The sequence below is a fragment of the Marinomonas algicola genome, assembly GCF_014805825.1.
In the GTDB taxonomy this organism is placed as follows: Bacteria; Pseudomonadota; Gammaproteobacteria; order Pseudomonadales; family Marinomonadaceae; genus Marinomonas; species Marinomonas algicola.
The window spans coordinates 2,402,822-2,418,427 of sequence record NZ_CP061941.1 but is presented as its reverse complement, the minus strand read 5'-3'; the positions used below and the strand labels follow the sequence as shown (position 1 = coordinate 2,418,427).

16 protein-coding genes are annotated in these 15,606 nt (G+C 43.9%); 15 read left to right on the top strand and 1 reads right to left on the bottom strand.

Annotated elements, in window-relative coordinates:
* Positions 1-60 precede the first annotated feature (60 nt).
* Positions 61-309 carry a hypothetical protein gene (locus tag IEZ33_RS11070; protein WP_191603720.1) on the bottom strand — a complete coding sequence of 83 codons (249 nt, stop codon included), beginning with the start codon at positions 307-309 and terminating at the stop codon, positions 61-63.
* Positions 310-312: 3 nt separating this feature from the next.
* Between IEZ33_RS11070 and IEZ33_RS21120 the strand changes: the two genes are divergently transcribed.
* From IEZ33_RS21120 to IEZ33_RS11000, 15 genes are all read left to right on the top strand, one after another.
* Positions 313-501 carry a hypothetical protein gene (locus IEZ33_RS21120; RefSeq protein WP_476738637.1) on the top strand — a complete coding sequence of 63 codons (189 nt, stop codon included), beginning with the start codon at positions 313-315 and terminating at the stop codon, positions 499-501.
* 212 nt (positions 502-713) lie between these two features.
* Positions 714-1,007, top strand: coding sequence for a hypothetical protein (locus IEZ33_RS11060; RefSeq protein WP_191600129.1), 294 nt, complete (start codon positions 714-716; stop codon positions 1,005-1,007).
* Between the two features lie 11 nt (positions 1,008-1,018).
* Complete coding sequence (locus IEZ33_RS11055; protein WP_191600128.1) at positions 1,019-1,948, top strand: WYL domain-containing protein; 930 nt, start codon at positions 1,019-1,021, stop codon at positions 1,946-1,948.
* Between the two features lie 113 nt (positions 1,949-2,061).
* On the top strand, positions 2,062-4,491 hold the full coding sequence (locus IEZ33_RS11050) for a type I restriction-modification system subunit M (RefSeq protein WP_191600127.1): 2,430 nt from the start codon (positions 2,062-2,064) through the stop codon (positions 4,489-4,491).
* The gene (locus tag IEZ33_RS11045) at positions 4,491-5,876 is read left to right on the top strand and encodes a restriction endonuclease subunit S (protein ID WP_206696844.1); all 1,386 of its coding nucleotides are present in this window, start codon (positions 4,491-4,493) and stop codon (positions 5,874-5,876) included. Before IEZ33_RS11050 ends, IEZ33_RS11045 begins: the two co-directional genes overlap by 1 nt.
* Before the next feature lie 9 nt (positions 5,877-5,885).
* The gene (locus IEZ33_RS11040; RefSeq protein ID WP_191600126.1) at positions 5,886-7,061 is read left to right on the top strand and encodes a DUF4268 domain-containing protein; all 1,176 of its coding nucleotides are present in this window, start codon (positions 5,886-5,888) and stop codon (positions 7,059-7,061) included.
* Positions 7,062-7,075: 14 nt separating this feature from the next.
* Complete coding sequence (locus IEZ33_RS11035) at positions 7,076-10,108, top strand: type I restriction endonuclease subunit R (protein ID WP_191600125.1); 3,033 nt, start codon at positions 7,076-7,078, stop codon at positions 10,106-10,108.
* A gap of 18 nt (positions 10,109-10,126) precedes the next feature.
* A complete protein-coding gene (locus IEZ33_RS11030) occupies positions 10,127-11,212 on the top strand; it encodes an ATP-binding protein (RefSeq protein WP_191600124.1) in 1,086 nt (361 codons plus the stop codon).
* Between the two features lie 22 nt (positions 11,213-11,234).
* A complete protein-coding gene (locus IEZ33_RS11025) occupies positions 11,235-11,786 on the top strand; it encodes a MarR family transcriptional regulator (protein WP_191600123.1) in 552 nt (183 codons plus the stop codon).
* A gap of 129 nt (positions 11,787-11,915) precedes the next feature.
* The gene (locus tag IEZ33_RS11020; RefSeq protein WP_000224748.1) at positions 11,916-12,089 is read left to right on the top strand and encodes a hypothetical protein; all 174 of its coding nucleotides are present in this window, start codon (positions 11,916-11,918) and stop codon (positions 12,087-12,089) included.
* Between the two features lies 1 nt (position 12,090).
* Positions 12,091-12,459, top strand: coding sequence for a metal-dependent hydrolase (locus tag IEZ33_RS11015; RefSeq protein WP_129980165.1), 369 nt, complete (start codon positions 12,091-12,093; stop codon positions 12,457-12,459).
* Positions 12,460-12,468: 9 nt separating this feature from the next.
* Entirely contained in the window at positions 12,469-13,623 is a 1,155-nt protein-coding gene (locus tag IEZ33_RS11010) for an SAVED domain-containing protein (protein WP_138942767.1), read from the top strand.
* A complete protein-coding gene (locus IEZ33_RS11005; protein WP_240009507.1) occupies positions 13,616-14,461 on the top strand; it encodes a nucleotidyltransferase domain-containing protein in 846 nt (281 codons plus the stop codon). Before IEZ33_RS11010 ends, IEZ33_RS11005 begins: the two co-directional genes overlap by 8 nt.
* Positions 14,446-14,805 (top strand): hypothetical protein, encoded by a 360-nt coding sequence (locus tag IEZ33_RS20745; protein ID WP_240009506.1) that lies wholly within the window; start codon positions 14,446-14,448, stop codon positions 14,803-14,805. The genes IEZ33_RS11005 and IEZ33_RS20745 overlap by 16 nt, the downstream gene beginning before the upstream one ends.
* Positions 14,806-15,519, top strand: coding sequence for a hypothetical protein (locus IEZ33_RS11000; protein ID WP_191600122.1), 714 nt, complete (start codon positions 14,806-14,808; stop codon positions 15,517-15,519). It begins immediately after the preceding gene.
* Positions 15,520-15,606 lie beyond the last annotated feature (87 nt).

The window sequence follows — 15,606 nt, the reverse complement described above, 5'->3', positions numbered from 1 at the left end:
TAAGCCTTGCATATTTGAAAACATCTGGAAAATGGAAAGTGAACTTACGTTATACCCAAACTACTTGGTGTTGCAGCTAGGCGGCAAGTGAGCGAGTCCCCATGAGCATAGATCTTCTATGTGATTGGGGTGAGCGAATGCAGGTAACACCGCTGCGGCTGCAAGTAGGCAGGGTATATAACCAACAAGAGGAATCTTTCCATGTACCAAGACACCTACATTGAATACTGGGGCGAAATCTTCGTCTCTGCCCACATCATTGAATTTGGCATCACGTTCGAGCGCTTTCTTAAAGATCCATGGAAGCACTTGATGTCCTGTGGCCAAGAGTCTGCTCCAGACGCGATTGCTGAAGGGATGCTGCCATTGCTACCAGCCCAGGCAGAAGTTGCCAGGCGCATTAGGGAAAGTGAGCAACGCGTTCTGATGTCTACAGAGTCGGACAAAGGGGTATCTCATTGCGGTAACATCGTGGTGCCATTGGTTCGGGTAGCGCATTGATAGCGGCTATCAGCATTGGCACAAAACAAGGTCTTCAAGCCCATACCTGAGCGGCAATTGCAATCCAGATCAAAAAGTTGCCGCTTAGTCTTCCCTACAAAATAATTTGTGATAGGATGATACCTAATAAATTTAGTTAGGTTGCGTGATTCAAATTATTTTCTTGCTGTGAGCAACCACATAAGATGGAGTTTGTTTCTGGAGAGTGCCATATGAATACATCAAAGGAGCTTTTATCAAAGCTCACTATTTTAGAAGAGCTGATCCAAATTGTTAGCAATAAAAATGCAACCAAAACAGAAAAGTATCATGCATATTCGGGTGTATTGGCTTTGCTGCGGGAAATTGACGAAACAACTAATGCCCCTTGTTTTGGCGAGCATAGTCGAGATCTCAAAAGTGCTTTATTAAAGAAGCTTGGACTAGGGACAGATAGCCAAGGCTTGCATGATCCGGAAGCTTATCTCAGAAAGCTCAAGTCTCCACAATTCTTAGATATTGAATAGATGAAGGTTGCATGAAGCTGAATAAACATGATCTGTCTGGAAGCAAGCCTAGAACGCTTTTAGAAGAACTACCTCAAGCTAGCCGTGATCGTATTGCGCATATCGACTTTACCCTGTTATTCAAGGGAGAAGCGGTACGCGCTGATTTGGTTGAGCGTTTCAGTATAGCGCCAACACAGGCAACGAAAGACTTCACAATGTACCGAGAGCTTGCACCAGGCAATATTGAGTATGACCAAAAGCTCAAATTGCATAAGCGTGGTGAAGCTTTTGAGCCCTTGTTCGACTATGACGTTGTGAGAACGCTGGCGACGATTAGCCAAGGGTACGGAGATGGCTTTACTGGAAAGGTAAAACCACCTCTGGCTTGTGAAGCGCCTTATCACCTTAACAAGCCCTGTTTATCTATAGTGGCGAAGGTCACCGAGGCCATTCACAAAGGCAAAGCCTTGAGCATCACTTATGTGTCGTTATCGAGCGGTGAAACAACTCGTGAAATTGTGCCGCATACGCTGGTGGACAATGGCCTGCGTTGGCACGTTCGTGGTTATGACCGCAAGCATGGTGAGTTCCGTGACTTTGTATTGACCCGCATTAAAGCAGCGGTTGTGCTTGAAGATTCCACTTTGTCGCCTTCTGTTATCAAAGAAAGTGAGCTCGAAATCCAAGACCGACAATGGAACCGCTTTGTTGAATTGGAGTTAGTGCCGCACCCACGCATAGAGCACAGTGAAGCGATTGAGCTAGATTATGGCATGACGGGGGGCGTGATGAAGGTTGAGATTAGAGCTGCAACTGCTGGCTATTTGCTTCGCCAATGGCATGTGGATTGTTCTACGGAACACTCATTAATGGGCTTTGAGTATCAGCTTTGGTTGCGTAACAGCCAAGCACTTTATGGTGTCACAAACTTAAATCTAGCGCCTGGCAGAACAAGTTAATCGAACGATGTAGCGTCCATTTAGGCGTTACATAAAGAACAGAATTTTAAATTTATAGTGAAGCCGTTGCAGCAACCTAGTGGGGTGCAACCAACACTGAACAGGAAAAGAAAATGGATCATAGTGTACATAACAAGCTCATCTCCTTTATCTGGAACATTGCCGACGACTGCTTACGCGATGTGTACGTTCGCGGTAAGTACCGTGATGTGATTTTACCTATGGTGGTATTACGACGTTTAGATACGTTACTTGAACCCACCAAAGAAGCCGTGCTTGAAGAGGTAAAGTTCCAAAAAGAAGAGATGCAAGCCACGGAGCTTGATGATGAACCATTGAAGGCTGCCAGTGGTTATGTCTTTTACAATACATCTAAATGGACGCTGAAATCCCTGTTCAACACCGCGACTAATAACCAACAGATATTACTCGCCAACTTTGAAGAGTACCTGCTTGGCTTTAGCGATAATGTCAAAGAGATCATTGAGTGCTTTAACCTCAAATCGCAAATTCGTCATATGGCCTCCAAGCAAGTCCTTCTTGATGTCGTCGAGAAGTTTGTTTCCCCCTATATCAACCTAACTCATGAAACGGTCGAAGACCCAGATGGCAACAAGATGCCAGCCCTTACCAACCTGGGTATGGGTTACGTGTTCGAAGAGTTGATCCGCAAGTTCAACGAAGAAAACAACGAAGAAGCAGGCGAACACTTTACGCCACGTGAAGTTATTGAACTGATGACGCACTTGGTGTTTGACCCGGTGAAAGACCAGTTACCGCTTACCATGACAGTGTATGACCCTGCGTGTGGCAGCGGTGGTATGCTCACTGAATCTCAAAACTTCATTGAAGAAAAATACCCTAACGACAGCCGTGATGTTTACCTCTACGGCAAAGAGATCAACGACGAGACCTACGCGATTTGTAAATCGGACATGATGATCAAAGGCAACAACCCTGAGAACATAAAAGTAGGCTCAACCTTGTCTACCGATGAGTTTGCGGCTTCTCGCTTTGACTTTATGTTGTCTAATCCGCCATACGGTAAGAGTTGGGCGTCTGAACAGAAGCATATTAAAGATGGTAGTGACGTGATTGACCCGCGTTTTAAGGTTAGCCTGAAAGACTATTGGGGAAATCTCGAAGTGGTAGATGCCACGCCACGTTCAAGTGATGGCCAGCTGCTCTTTTTAATGGAAATGGTCAACAAGATGAAAGATCCGAGCGTAAGCCCATTAGGCAGCCGGATTGCTTCTGTTCATAATGGCTCATCGCTCTTTACCGGTGATGCGGGCGGTGGCGAAAGTAACATTCGTCGCTTCATCATTGAAAACGACATGCTAGATGCCATCGTTCAGTTACCTAATAACCTGTTCTACAACACCGGCATTACCACTTACATTTGGGTGTTGAACAACAATAAACCAGAGGCACGTAAAGGTAAGGTACAGCTGATTGACGCCAGCTTGCTATACCGTAAGTTGCGTAAGAACTTAGGTAACAAAAACTGCGAATTTGCGCCTGAGCACATCACGGAAATCACTGATACTTACCTCGCGTGTGTGGACGTTGAAAGAGCACTTGATGCAAACAATGATCCTATCGGTATCGCCAGTAAGGTGTTCAGCAATGACGATTTTGGCTACTACAAAGTCACTATCGAGCGCCCAGATCGCCGCAGAGCCAAGTTCACTCAAGACGCAATAGCCCCACTGCGTTTTGATAAGCAGCTCAGTGAAGTGATGGAGCACGTTTACGCAGAGCACGACGAACGCGTTTACGAAAAAACTGGCTATGGTTCTGACAAGAAAAAGAGCTTCTTAAAATCCATAGAGAAGGACATTCTTTCTTGGTGTGAAGAAAACGACATCAGTCTCAATGCCAAGGCTAAGGCAAAACTGCTTGATGTGAAGCACTGGCTGGCGCTAAAAGCATTGCTTGAAACGTCACAAACGCTGATGGGTGACATCGGTAGCAGTGAATTTGATGACTTCAATAAATTTAAAACCCAAGTTGATAAATCGCTAAAAGCCCATGCTATTAAGCTTTCAGCACCTGAGAAAAATGCCATTCTGAACGCGGTGAGCTGGTATGACGAAACCGCCAAGAAAGTGGTTAAAAAGATCGTTAAATTAACGGGTGATAAATTAAACGACCTGCTGGAGCGCTTTGATTGTGAAGTCGCTGACCTGCCAGATTTTGGTTATTACCCCGTTCCTACAGCAGACGGCGGTAAAAAGGGCGAGTTCATCACTTACGAGACCAATTCAGACCTGCGAGATACAGAATCTGTCCCGCTGACGCAAAGCATTTACCAGTACTTCCTAGACGAAGTGAAGCCACATGTTGATGAAGCATGGATAAACCTAGATACAGTAAAAATTGGCTATGAAATCAGCTTCAATAAGTATTTCTATCGTCATAAACCGCTGCGTAGTTTAATCGATGTCGCAACCGATATCATCAACCTAGAACAAAAAGCCGAAGGTCTTATTGCGCAGATATTGGGTGTGAACGTGGCGGAAGTTCAGGGAGAAGCGTAATGGCAAATTTATCGGTAATAAATTTGAACAACGTCACTGCCGTTGGCGCGAAGCGCGAGGGCATGGACAGCCCGAGTCATAGTTTAGCGTTGCTGCCGAAATATGAGTCTTATAAGGAGTCTGGTGCAGAATGGTTAGGTGAGATTCCTGATAATTGGGAACTAATCTCCTTAAAACGTTTACTCAAGTTCCATACAGGCGGGACTCCACCCTCAGGAAATCAACAGTTTTATGATGGTGACTTACCATGGATCACAATTGCCGATCTTAATGAAAGGTTTACTAATAGGCATCATTGTTTGTCTCGTCTAGGTGTACGTCAGGCTCGTATACCATTAACTCCGAAAGGTAGTTTGTTATACAGCTTCAAACTATCTATTGGTCAAGTAGCGTTTGCTAGTACTGATATATATACAAACGAAGCCATCGCATCGTTTATTCCTAGAGATAACTTAAATCTTAATTACTATTATTATGCGCTACCAATTTTTCTAGAAAACAATGCAGCGGTTAATATCTACGGCGCTAAGCTTCTGAATCAAGATTTAATTAAGAATGCATGGATTCTAAAGCTGGATGATGATGAACAAACCCGTATCGCCAACTTTCTCGACCAGAAAACCACTCAAATCGACGAAGCGATTGCTATCAAAGAGCAGCAAATTAGCCTGCTGAAAGAGCGTAAGCAGATCATCATTCAACAGGCGGTGACCCAAGGACTTGATCCCAATGTGCCAATGAAAGACTCCGGTGTGGATTGGATAGGTAAGATTCCAGCGCATTGGGAAGTGAAGCGGCTGAAATATGTTTTAGAAGAGAGGAACGAACGCTCTAAAACAGGAGAGGAACCTCTGTTTATGGTCAGTCAAATTCATGGGCTTGTTGTGAGGGCTGATTATCACGACAAGGCAGAAGTGGCTGCCAGTAATATCGATAATAAAGTCGTTTATAAGAATGATTTGGTTTTTAATAAGCTTAAAGCACACCTCGGAGTCTTCTTTAAAAGCAACATTGAATTTAAAGGATTAGTTAGTCCTGATTATGCCGTCTATAAATGTAAGGAACATATTTCAGACGCCAAATACTTGGAGATATTATTCCGTCACCCTTCATATATTCAGCAATTCATTATCAGGGCGACAGGAGTTGTTGAAGGATTGATTCGCCTGTATACAGGTGATCTTTTTGATATTCCCGTGCCAGTAGCACCATCAGGTGAACAAGCTGAAATTTTGGCATATACAAAAAGTCAATCTAGTGCATATGAGAAAGCTATCGAGATACAACAGAATCAAATCGAAAAGCTCAAAGAATACAAAACCTCCCTGATCAACAGCGCCGTGACAGGGAAAATAAAAATCACCCCAGAAATGGTTGAGCAATAGGAAGCGATTATGTTCACGGTAAATCATCAGACCAACAGGATTAGTCCAGTTAAGACCAAGAAGTTCAGTGAGTTGGGCTTTACTGAGCGCAAGCATCTTCAGGAGTGGTTGGCACACGAGCCTTCCGCATTGGGTGAAGAGCTGTTGATTATTCAAAAGGAGTTTGATGGCTTTGATGACACCCGTGAACGTTTAGATTTACTGGCGCTGGATAAAGATGGCAATTTGGTCATTATTGAAAACAAGATGGACGACAGTGGCCGAGACGTGGTGTGGCAGGCGCTTAAATATGCTTCTTACTGCGCCAGTTTAACCAAAGCGCAAATAGTTGAAATTTACCAGCAGTACTTAGACCGCTATGAGCCTGTAATAGGAGAGGTTGACCTGTTAAATGCCCCTGCAAGTGCCGCTCTTAGTGCCAGTCAAAGAATATGTGAGTTTTTGGATGCGCCCGATCTGGATGAGTTAAAGCTCAACCTGGGTAACAGCCAGCGCATTATGTTAGTTGCGGCGAACTTTCGCAAAGAAGTGACTAGCACCGCGCTGTGGTTATTGGGTCAAGGCATTAGCATTGCCTGCTTCAAAATCACGCCTTATTCACTGGGTGAACAGCTACTGATTAATATTGACCAGATCATCCCAACGCCAGAAGCGAAAGAGTTGATGATCGGCATTAATGCCAAGGAAGCGGAAGAAAAAACCACCGAAGTGGTACTAAAAAACCGCCATACGGTGCGGCGCGCGTACTGGGAGCGTGCCTTAGAGGCGTTTCAGAAAAGCGCTTGCCAACTCTATAACAACATTAGCCCAAGCAAAGATCATTGGTTATCAGCAGGCTCAGGGCTAAGTGGATGTCCGTATAACCTGATATTTCTGCAAAAAGAGCTTCGAGTAGAGCTTTGGATCAGCCGTGGGGTTACCGAAGATAATAAATACCTTTTTGACTTATTGAGTCAGTCCAAACAAGACATTGAGCATACTTTTGGTGCAGAACTTGAGTGGATGAGGCTGGATGAGAAGAAATCTTGCCGTATCCAGTTTTCGACCAAAGCTGATGGGTTTAACAAAGATACGTGGCCCCAAGCGGTTGCGTGGCACTTAGAGCAGATGACAAAGTTAGAAAAAGCCTTAAAAGGACCGCTGCAAAAAGCGGCTGAGGCAATGAAACAGAAGAATTTTGATTAAGGGAACTTACAATTATGGTCAGTCAAACCAATGAACAAGCATTAGAGTCGGCCATTGAGAAATGTCTGGCTGGGATCAGTACTGAAGAGCTCAAAGAGGGGCTGAGTCAACAGTCACTGGGTGCTGGATACTTCATTGGTGCTGCTAGTGACTTTAATATGCAATATGCCATTGATGAACGTTTTTTCTGGCAATTTCTGCAAAAGACACAGGAAGTAGAGCTAGCCAAACTACAAAAGAATAACCCCTCAGATTGGCAGCGTAAGTTACTCGAACGATTTGACCGACTAATTAAGAAACATGGCATTCTGCATTTACTTAAGAAAGGGCTAAGCGTAGACGATGCTCACTTCAATTTGCTATATCCAGCCCCTTTGGCAAGCAGTAGTGAGAAGGTAAAGCAAAACTTTGCAGATAACGTGTTTAGTTGTACTCGCCAAGTGCGCTATTCCATGGCAAATCCCCTACAAGAAATCGACATGGTATTGTTTATTAACGGAATACCATTGATAACGCTGGAGTTGAAGAACGCATGGACGGGGCAAACAGCACGTTATCACGGCCAAAAGCAGTATCGGGATGATCGAGATGCAACTCAGCCATTGCTGACCTTTGGCCGCTGCCTAGTTCATATGGCGGTCGATACCGACGAAGTGTATATGACCACCAAGTTATCAGGTGGCAGTACCTTCTTCTTGCCGTTCAATAAAGGACACAATCTTGGACAGGGTAATCCACCGAACCGCTCTTTTGACGGTATAGGGGGCCATAAAACGGCATACCTATGGCAAGAAGTATTCACCAAAGAAAGCTTGGCGAATATTATTCAGCATTTTGTGCGTCTGGATGGGTCAAGCAAAGATCCATTACCAAAGCGAACCCTGTTCTTTCCTCGATACCACCAATTGGATGTGGTGAGAAAATTGGTAGACCATGCTGCCCAGCACGGTGTCGGTCAGACTTACTTAATTCAACACTCTGCCGGTTCAGGTAAGTCTAATTCGATTACCTGGGCTGCTTATCAGTTAATTGAAACCTATCCTGCTTCGTCTGATGTAGCCGGTGGAAAAAGCTTGGAGCAGCCGTTATTTGATTCTGTAATTGTGGTTACCGATAGACGCCTATTGGACAAGCAGCTGCGGGATAACATTAAAGCGTTTTCTGAAGTAAAGAACATTATTGCCCCGGCGAACAAGTCTTCTGAGCTTAAGCAAGCGCTGGAGAATGGCAAAAAGATCATTATAACGACGATTCAGAAATTTCCGTTTATTATTGATGGTATCGCCGATCTCAGTGACAAGCGCTTTGCGGTGATCATCGATGAAGCACACAGCTCACAGTCTGGTTCGGCGCATGACAATATGAACCGAGCGATGGGCAAGTCTGAAATCGAAGAGGCCGAAGATGCTCAGGATAAAATCCTTCAAGCGATGAAATCGCGCAAGATGCGCGGGAATGCGTCGTACCTGGCATTTACAGCGACACCAAAAAACAGCACTTTGGAGAAATTTGGTCAACGCCAAGAAGATGGCTCTTTCAAGCCGTTTCACTTGTATTCGATGAAACAAGCTATTGAAGAAGGCTTCATCTTGGATGTCCTGGCAAATTATACGACGTACAAAAGTTATTATGAGATTGAGAAATCAATCGCTGATAACCCTGAGTTTGATACCAAAAAGGCACAGAAAAAACTCAGAGCTTATGTAGAGCGAAGCCAGCAAACAATTGATACCAAGGCAGAGATTATGCTGGAGCATTTTGTTCCACATGTCGTGAATGCGAAAAAGCTCAAAGGTAAAGGTAAGGGAATGGTGGTCACTCAAAATATTGAGACGGCCATTCGATACTACAAAGCGATTAAGCGGATACTTGAGGAGCAAGGAAACCCGTTTAAAGTTGCCATTGCTTTCTCAGGAACCAAAGAAGTTGACGGTATTGAATATACCGAAGCAGATATTAATGGTTTTGCCGAGTCAGATACCAAAGATATGTTTGATACCGATGAGTATCGACTTTTAGTGGTTGCTAACAAGTATCTGACTGGGTTTGACCAGCCTAAGCTTTGCGCCATGTATGTGGACAAGAAGCTCGCCAGTGTCTTGTGTGTACAGACATTGTCTCGTCTCAATCGAAGTGCGCCAAAATGGGGTAAAAAAACTGAAGACCTGTTTGTTTTAGACTTTTTCAACTCGGTTGAAGATATTCAGTCAGCATTCGATCCTTTCTACACAGCAACGTCATTGTCGCAGGCTACAGATATAAACGTGCTGCACGAGTTGAAGGATGAAATGGACGATGTCGGTGTGTACGAGTGGTATGAAGTTGAAGACTTTGTGACGCGTTATTTCAAGAATGAAGACGCCCAGACACTCAGTCCAATCATTGATGTTGCAGCAGCGCGGTTTGACCATGAGCTGGAGCTTGAAGCTGAAGCTAAAGTGGACTTTAAGATTAAAGCCAAGCAGTTCGTGAAAATCTATGGGCAGATGGCGTCTATCATGCCTTATGAAATGGTCAGCTGGGAAAAACTGTTTTGGTTCCTGAAGTTTTTAATACCGAAATTGAAAGTGGAAGATCCCGATGCAGATGCTATTGATGAGCTTCTCGATTCTGTCGATCTGAGTTCATACGGTTTGCAACGTGTGAAGCTTAACCACAGCATTAAGCTTAGTGACCAAGAAGCGGAGCTTGATCCTCAAAATCCGAACCCACGTGGGGCGCATGGCGGTGAAAAAGAAACTGACCCGCTGGATGAAATCATTCGCACATTTAATGAACGATGGTTCCAGGGCTGGAGTGCCACACCTGAAGAGCAAAAGGTTAAGTTCGTGAACATCGCTGAGAGTATCCGCAATCACCCAGATTTTGAATCTAAATACAAAAACAACCCAGATCCTCATAATCGAGATTTGGCCTTCGAAAAAATGCTCAAGGAAATTATGCTGCAACGCCGTAAAGATGAACTTGAGCTCTACAAGTTGTTCGCAGGAGATTCAGCATTTAAAGCCTCGTGGACGCAAAGTATGCAACGAATGGTAGGTATGTAGGTAGAAAGGAGTGATGGTTTGCTGAAGGCAGTCTCAGAGTTATTAGATGGGTCACCAAGCCTGAAAGGACGTCAAATTGCCAAGGAGCTGGGGCTGGATAAGTCCCAAGTGAACTCGTTTCTTCACAAAAACCAGGATACGTTTGTGAAAAACTCAAATCATGAATGGTGCCTGATACGGGCTCAGCATGTGGAAATTGATTTCGGTACAGGTTGGATTGATGAGAAAGCCTTTGAAAGTGCTATCGGTAAGCTTGCGTACCAAAAAGATGCCACAAAGGTAACATTTAAATTCGGCATCGATTGTAAGTTTTTGCTGATAGCATTGGCCCGTTTTCTTGCTCTGGCGAATCAGCTTACTGCTAATGGGAAGGATGTGGTGATGGATACTACAGCATGTCCTAATACTCACAGTTTTTTCAGCAGAAATGGCTTCTTTGATTATCTTAATCAAAGTGTCACTTGTCTTCCTGAAAGGCCCGTTTTGTCAGCTGCTAAAACTTATCGGGATAATAGCGATACCTTGGTCGAACTAGGAGAAATTGCACAGCCAACCCAAAACAAGGAGCTTGTAATTCGTTTGGGCGACAGGTTTGTAGAGCATTCTTCAGCTAGCTATTTCTTAGCGGCTAAGACTGTTTTTTCAGAGCTTGTAGGCAACGTTACTGATCACAGTGAATCCAAAATACCTGGACTAGCAGGTCTGCAAGTGTATCGACCGTATAATAAGCCAAAGCATATTCAAACAGTCATATCCGACTCTGGTTTAGGTATTGCCGCTACCTTGAGAACAACGTTACAAAGTGAACATCCGAAGTTGTACGCACAGTTTTCAGCGGAAACTGTTGAGAATGACATTGCGCTCGTTCAAAAAGCATTTACATCTGGTGAGGTTAGTCGCTTTGGTAAAGGCCGGGGGCTAGGCTTTAAGAGTAGTCGAGAGCACGCTAGCAAAGAGAAAGTTATCATTGTTATTAGGCAGCTAACTTTCTCATTGGCTTTGGAATACTCGAAGGGACAACTCATCAATGTTTCTGAAGATCGGGGGTTGGTCCCTATCACAGGAACCCATATCTGTTTTGACTTCTATGTTGACAATTTCTGATAAATAGTGTCAACTTAAGCAGATGAAACAGTTAACTCATAAAATTCTTCTTTCAGAAGTCGTAGATTCTGACCATGCCTTTGGTAACGATGAAGGTAGTGAAGCCTATGTGAAGATTAAAAAGATCGTTGATGGTCACCCGTCATGCGATATTTTTGCTATCAGCTTGGAAGGCATTCGATTCACTGATGCTTCATTTCCTCGTGAAAGTGTAATCTCGTTGGCTAAAGCATTGAAAGGAGAAAAAGGTTTTTACCTTTCTAATGTACCGAGTCGTGACCTTCTGGATAATTGGTCTTATGGCGCTACAGCCAAGGATCAACCTCTTCTAGTAAAGAGCGATAGCGGTTACGAAGTACTTGGTGTAAAACTCAGTGCGACTGTCAAAGAGCTTCTAGATTTTGTTATTGCAAAAAAGACAGTGACTTCGTCACATGTATCTAAGCACTTTGACATTTCAGCACAGAATGCCAGTGGTCGATTGAAGAAGCTTCATGCTACAGGTCTTGTGTTAGGTCAAAAAGAAGTGGCAGAGTCAGGTGGACTGGAATTTGTCTACCGATCAATTTTGTAGTTTTTTTTGATTTTCTGGTTAATCTGCTTGCGTTAATCAGAATTGAAGTTTATTATTTGATCAGATCCTTTGGATCTTTTTTATTAATATCTGATAAATGTGATTAAGTTAAGCAGAATAGGAGGCTTTATGGCTACAAATCCCCCATCAGGTGACGGGCACAGAAACGGTGCCGTTAAAGGTAGATCTCAGACTCAGACGCCAAGCGGACATTGGGTAAAGCGAGATGCTGATACTGGTCGATTCATGGATGTAAAGACATCCGACAAAACACCTTTTAAAGGTGTCAGGAAGGAGAAATAGTTTGGCTAATGGTAAAACCCATTTGGCCGTCGGGGCTGCGGTTGGTTTAACCGTTGCCTTGGCGGACAACAAAAAACAAGCTGTCAGTCACCATCCTGTAACTGCCATTACGGTTGGCTCTCTATTTGGCAAGCTTCCAGATATTTTGGAACCCTCTTTGGGTAACCCTCACCATCGCCAGTTTTGCCACAGTCTATTGGTGTTAACTGCACTAGGTGTTGGTCTCAAACATTTGTATGAGTGGCAACCGGAAGAGGCAATTGATAAGTGTCTTCGCGGGCTGGGGCTAATAGCCGGATGTGCTTATGTAAGCCATTTGCTCTGTGATGCGACAACACCGCGCTCACTTCCGTTAATTGGCAAACTATAGGAGTTTTGAATGGTCGTTGAAGTCACGAGGCACATTAAGCGCCCTGTTGAGCGAGAACTTTGGGCTCGTGCCGCTGCGCGTTGTCAGTTTAGCGGGTGTAATAAGTTGCTATACAAATCAGCGGTGACCCAGGAATCGGTCAATGTCTCTCAAAATGCTCATATTTACGCATTTTCTGAGAATGGGCCTCGTGGTTGGGGACTCTTTAAAACTAAGCCAACCAGCTTGAATGACGTCAGCAACCTCATGTTGATGTGCTATGACTGTCACAAAAAAATTGATCAGAAAGGCAGCGAGGATAGGTATCCAGCCGATCTCTTGATTAGTTGGAAAATGCAGCATGAGCAACGTATAGAAATACTCACAGGCATTGATCCTGATCGCAAATCAAATGTTGTTTTATATGGTGCCAATATTGGAACTGAAAGATCACCGATTAATTATCACGGTTGTGTTGAGGCAATGTTTCCGAATTGGTATCCGGCAACTGAAAAGCCAGTGACCCTATCCATGGTATCAGAGCTGAAGGATCACTCTGAACAATATTGGCAAGCAGAGTCGCAACACCTAACGAAGCGTTTTCAAAGTAAAATTTCATCGATTATCGAAGAGGATTCTTGTAAGCATTTTTCATTGTTCGCGTTAGCTCCTCAACCATTGTTAATAAAACTTGGCGCTTTGCTCACCGACAAAATTGACGTCGAGACTTATCAGCTGCATCGAGAGCCTAAAGGCTGGTTTTGGCAAGACTGTTCAGATGATTTTGAGTACATCATCAACAGACCTCAAAATATGGAGGGAAAGCCAGCCCTGGTACTTTCTTTGAGTGACCATGTGTCGCATGAGCGAATTACTCGGGTTATAGGGCCAGATACATCGATTTGGGAAGTGACTATAAAGCAGCCTCATAATGATTTCATGCAGTCAAAGCAGCAGCTCTCCTTGTTCAGAAAGTGCATAAGAAAGCTGATTGTTGAAATCAAAAATACACACGGGGATGCGACGCCACTGCAAATTTTTCCTGTGATGCCAGTATCGTGTGCCGTCGAATTAGGACGGGCCAGAATGCCTAAGGCTGATATGCCATGGCTTATTTATGACCACGACATAAAAACACAACAATTTGTAATGGCAATCGAGCTTCGAGGAGATCTATATGAGTAATAGCAAAAGTAACGATGTTCTAAACACAATTCTCGAAAAAATTGAGCTACCTGACAGTGCTTATGAAAAGGCTGAAAAACGCTATAAGGATCTAGGCGATTGGTTACATCGCCCAGAGTCAACATGCGTGAATTTTGATCCCCACGTGTTTTCTCAAGGTTCCTTTCGTCTAGGTACGGCGATTAGGCCCGATTCAGAAGAACAGTATGACCTAGACATGGGGTGCAATCTTCGGCGTGGCCTGGATAAAACGTCTATCACTCAAAAGCAACTAAAGCACCTAGTCGGTCATGAATTAGAGCTTTATAGAAACGCCAGAGGCATTAAGGAAGAGCTATCCGAGAAGAAACGCTGTTGGCGCTTAGAGTATGCCGATGGGCTTAGCTTTCACATGGACATAGTTCCGTGTGTGCCAGAGAGTGATACAAGAAGAGGCCTGTTGAAAAAGCGGATGGTCGAAAACTCTAAGTTTGATGAAAACTTGGCTCAAAACGTGTCTCAGCTTGCAGTTTCGATTACCGACAACACAGATTTCACTTATGCAGTTGTGAATGAAAACTGGCGTATCAGCAATCCTGAAGGATATGCTCGATGGTTTGAAACGCGCATGAAGACGGCACGGTTAGTAATAAACGAACGTGAAATGCGATTTAAAGCCAGTATAGATAGTCTGCCATATTATCAATGGAAGACACCCTTACAGCAGGTGATCCAATTATTGAAGCGTCATCGTGACACTATGTTTAAAAACAATGAGGATAGTAAGCCAATATCGGTAATCATCACTACATGGCTGCTAAATCATATAAAGGTGAAAGTGATTTGGCTTCAGCGTTGAATACGGTGCTCTCCGAGATGGATGACCATATTTCTGCACAAGCGCCAATGATTCCGAACCCAGTCAACCCAGCCGAAGATTTTGCAGACAAGTGGTATGACGAAAAATCTGCTCAATACCGATTACAAGAAAACTTTTATAAATGGCTGTATCAAGCTAGAGCTGATTTTAGTGCTCTTTGCTCAAGTGATGATACGCAACGAATAGTAAATGCGGCGCAAAATGGTTTGGATTTGAAGCTTGATTCAAGTTCGGTAGCACGTCTCTTGGGTATTCCGGCGGTGACAGCAAAACCAACTTTCGCAATTCAATCATCTGATCCAAAGCCATGGTTTAAGCAATAGATGAAGCACTGGAAGGCTGTAGGCCTAGAGGCTTTTCTCTCGGCCTATCCGAACATTAGATTAGTAGACGTCCATGCAGATAAGGTTGAGTTACAGGGAGAGTATCAGTTAAAAGCACAGCTAGCTGGAAGTCGGTTTATAGAGCGAACATTTTCTCTAAGGATTGTATGCCCAAGTGATTATCCTAGGGCTTTACCAGTGGTGTTTGATACCGCTGGTTACTTTCCTCGTAATCAGGACTTCCATACTTACTCTGATGGATCATTTTGTCTTGGCTCAGACCTGAAAATTAAGTCAATTTTGAAAACCGACTCGTCATTGACAACCTTTTTCGAAAAGATTGTTGTCAGGTTTCTTTATTCGGTGTCCCATAGGGTTGAATTTGGCAACTTTCCCTATGGCGAACTGGACCATGGTGAGAAAGGCCTGATTGATGATTATTCTCAGTTGTTCAATGTTAATGGTAAAGCATCGGTTCTACGGGCACTGAAAGCGTTAGGTTTGCGCAAGCGTGAGGCAAATAAATTACCTTGTCCATGTGGTTGTGGTGATCGTCTTGGCTCGTGTGACTATCGGTTTGTCTTGAACGAGTTTCGTCAAGTTGAGCGCCGCAGATGGTTTCGCCATCACCTACAAGAAGCTTTTACACCGATTGAAAAACCCAAAAGGAGAGTTGGGAAAAAAACTAAAAGTCCAAGTAGAAATACGCCTTAGCTTAATAAGCTCCCTCGGGCATTTATGGCATATGTGTTAATACATATCGGATTTTTGAGTCTAATCAACCGGCAACGCCAGATTGAA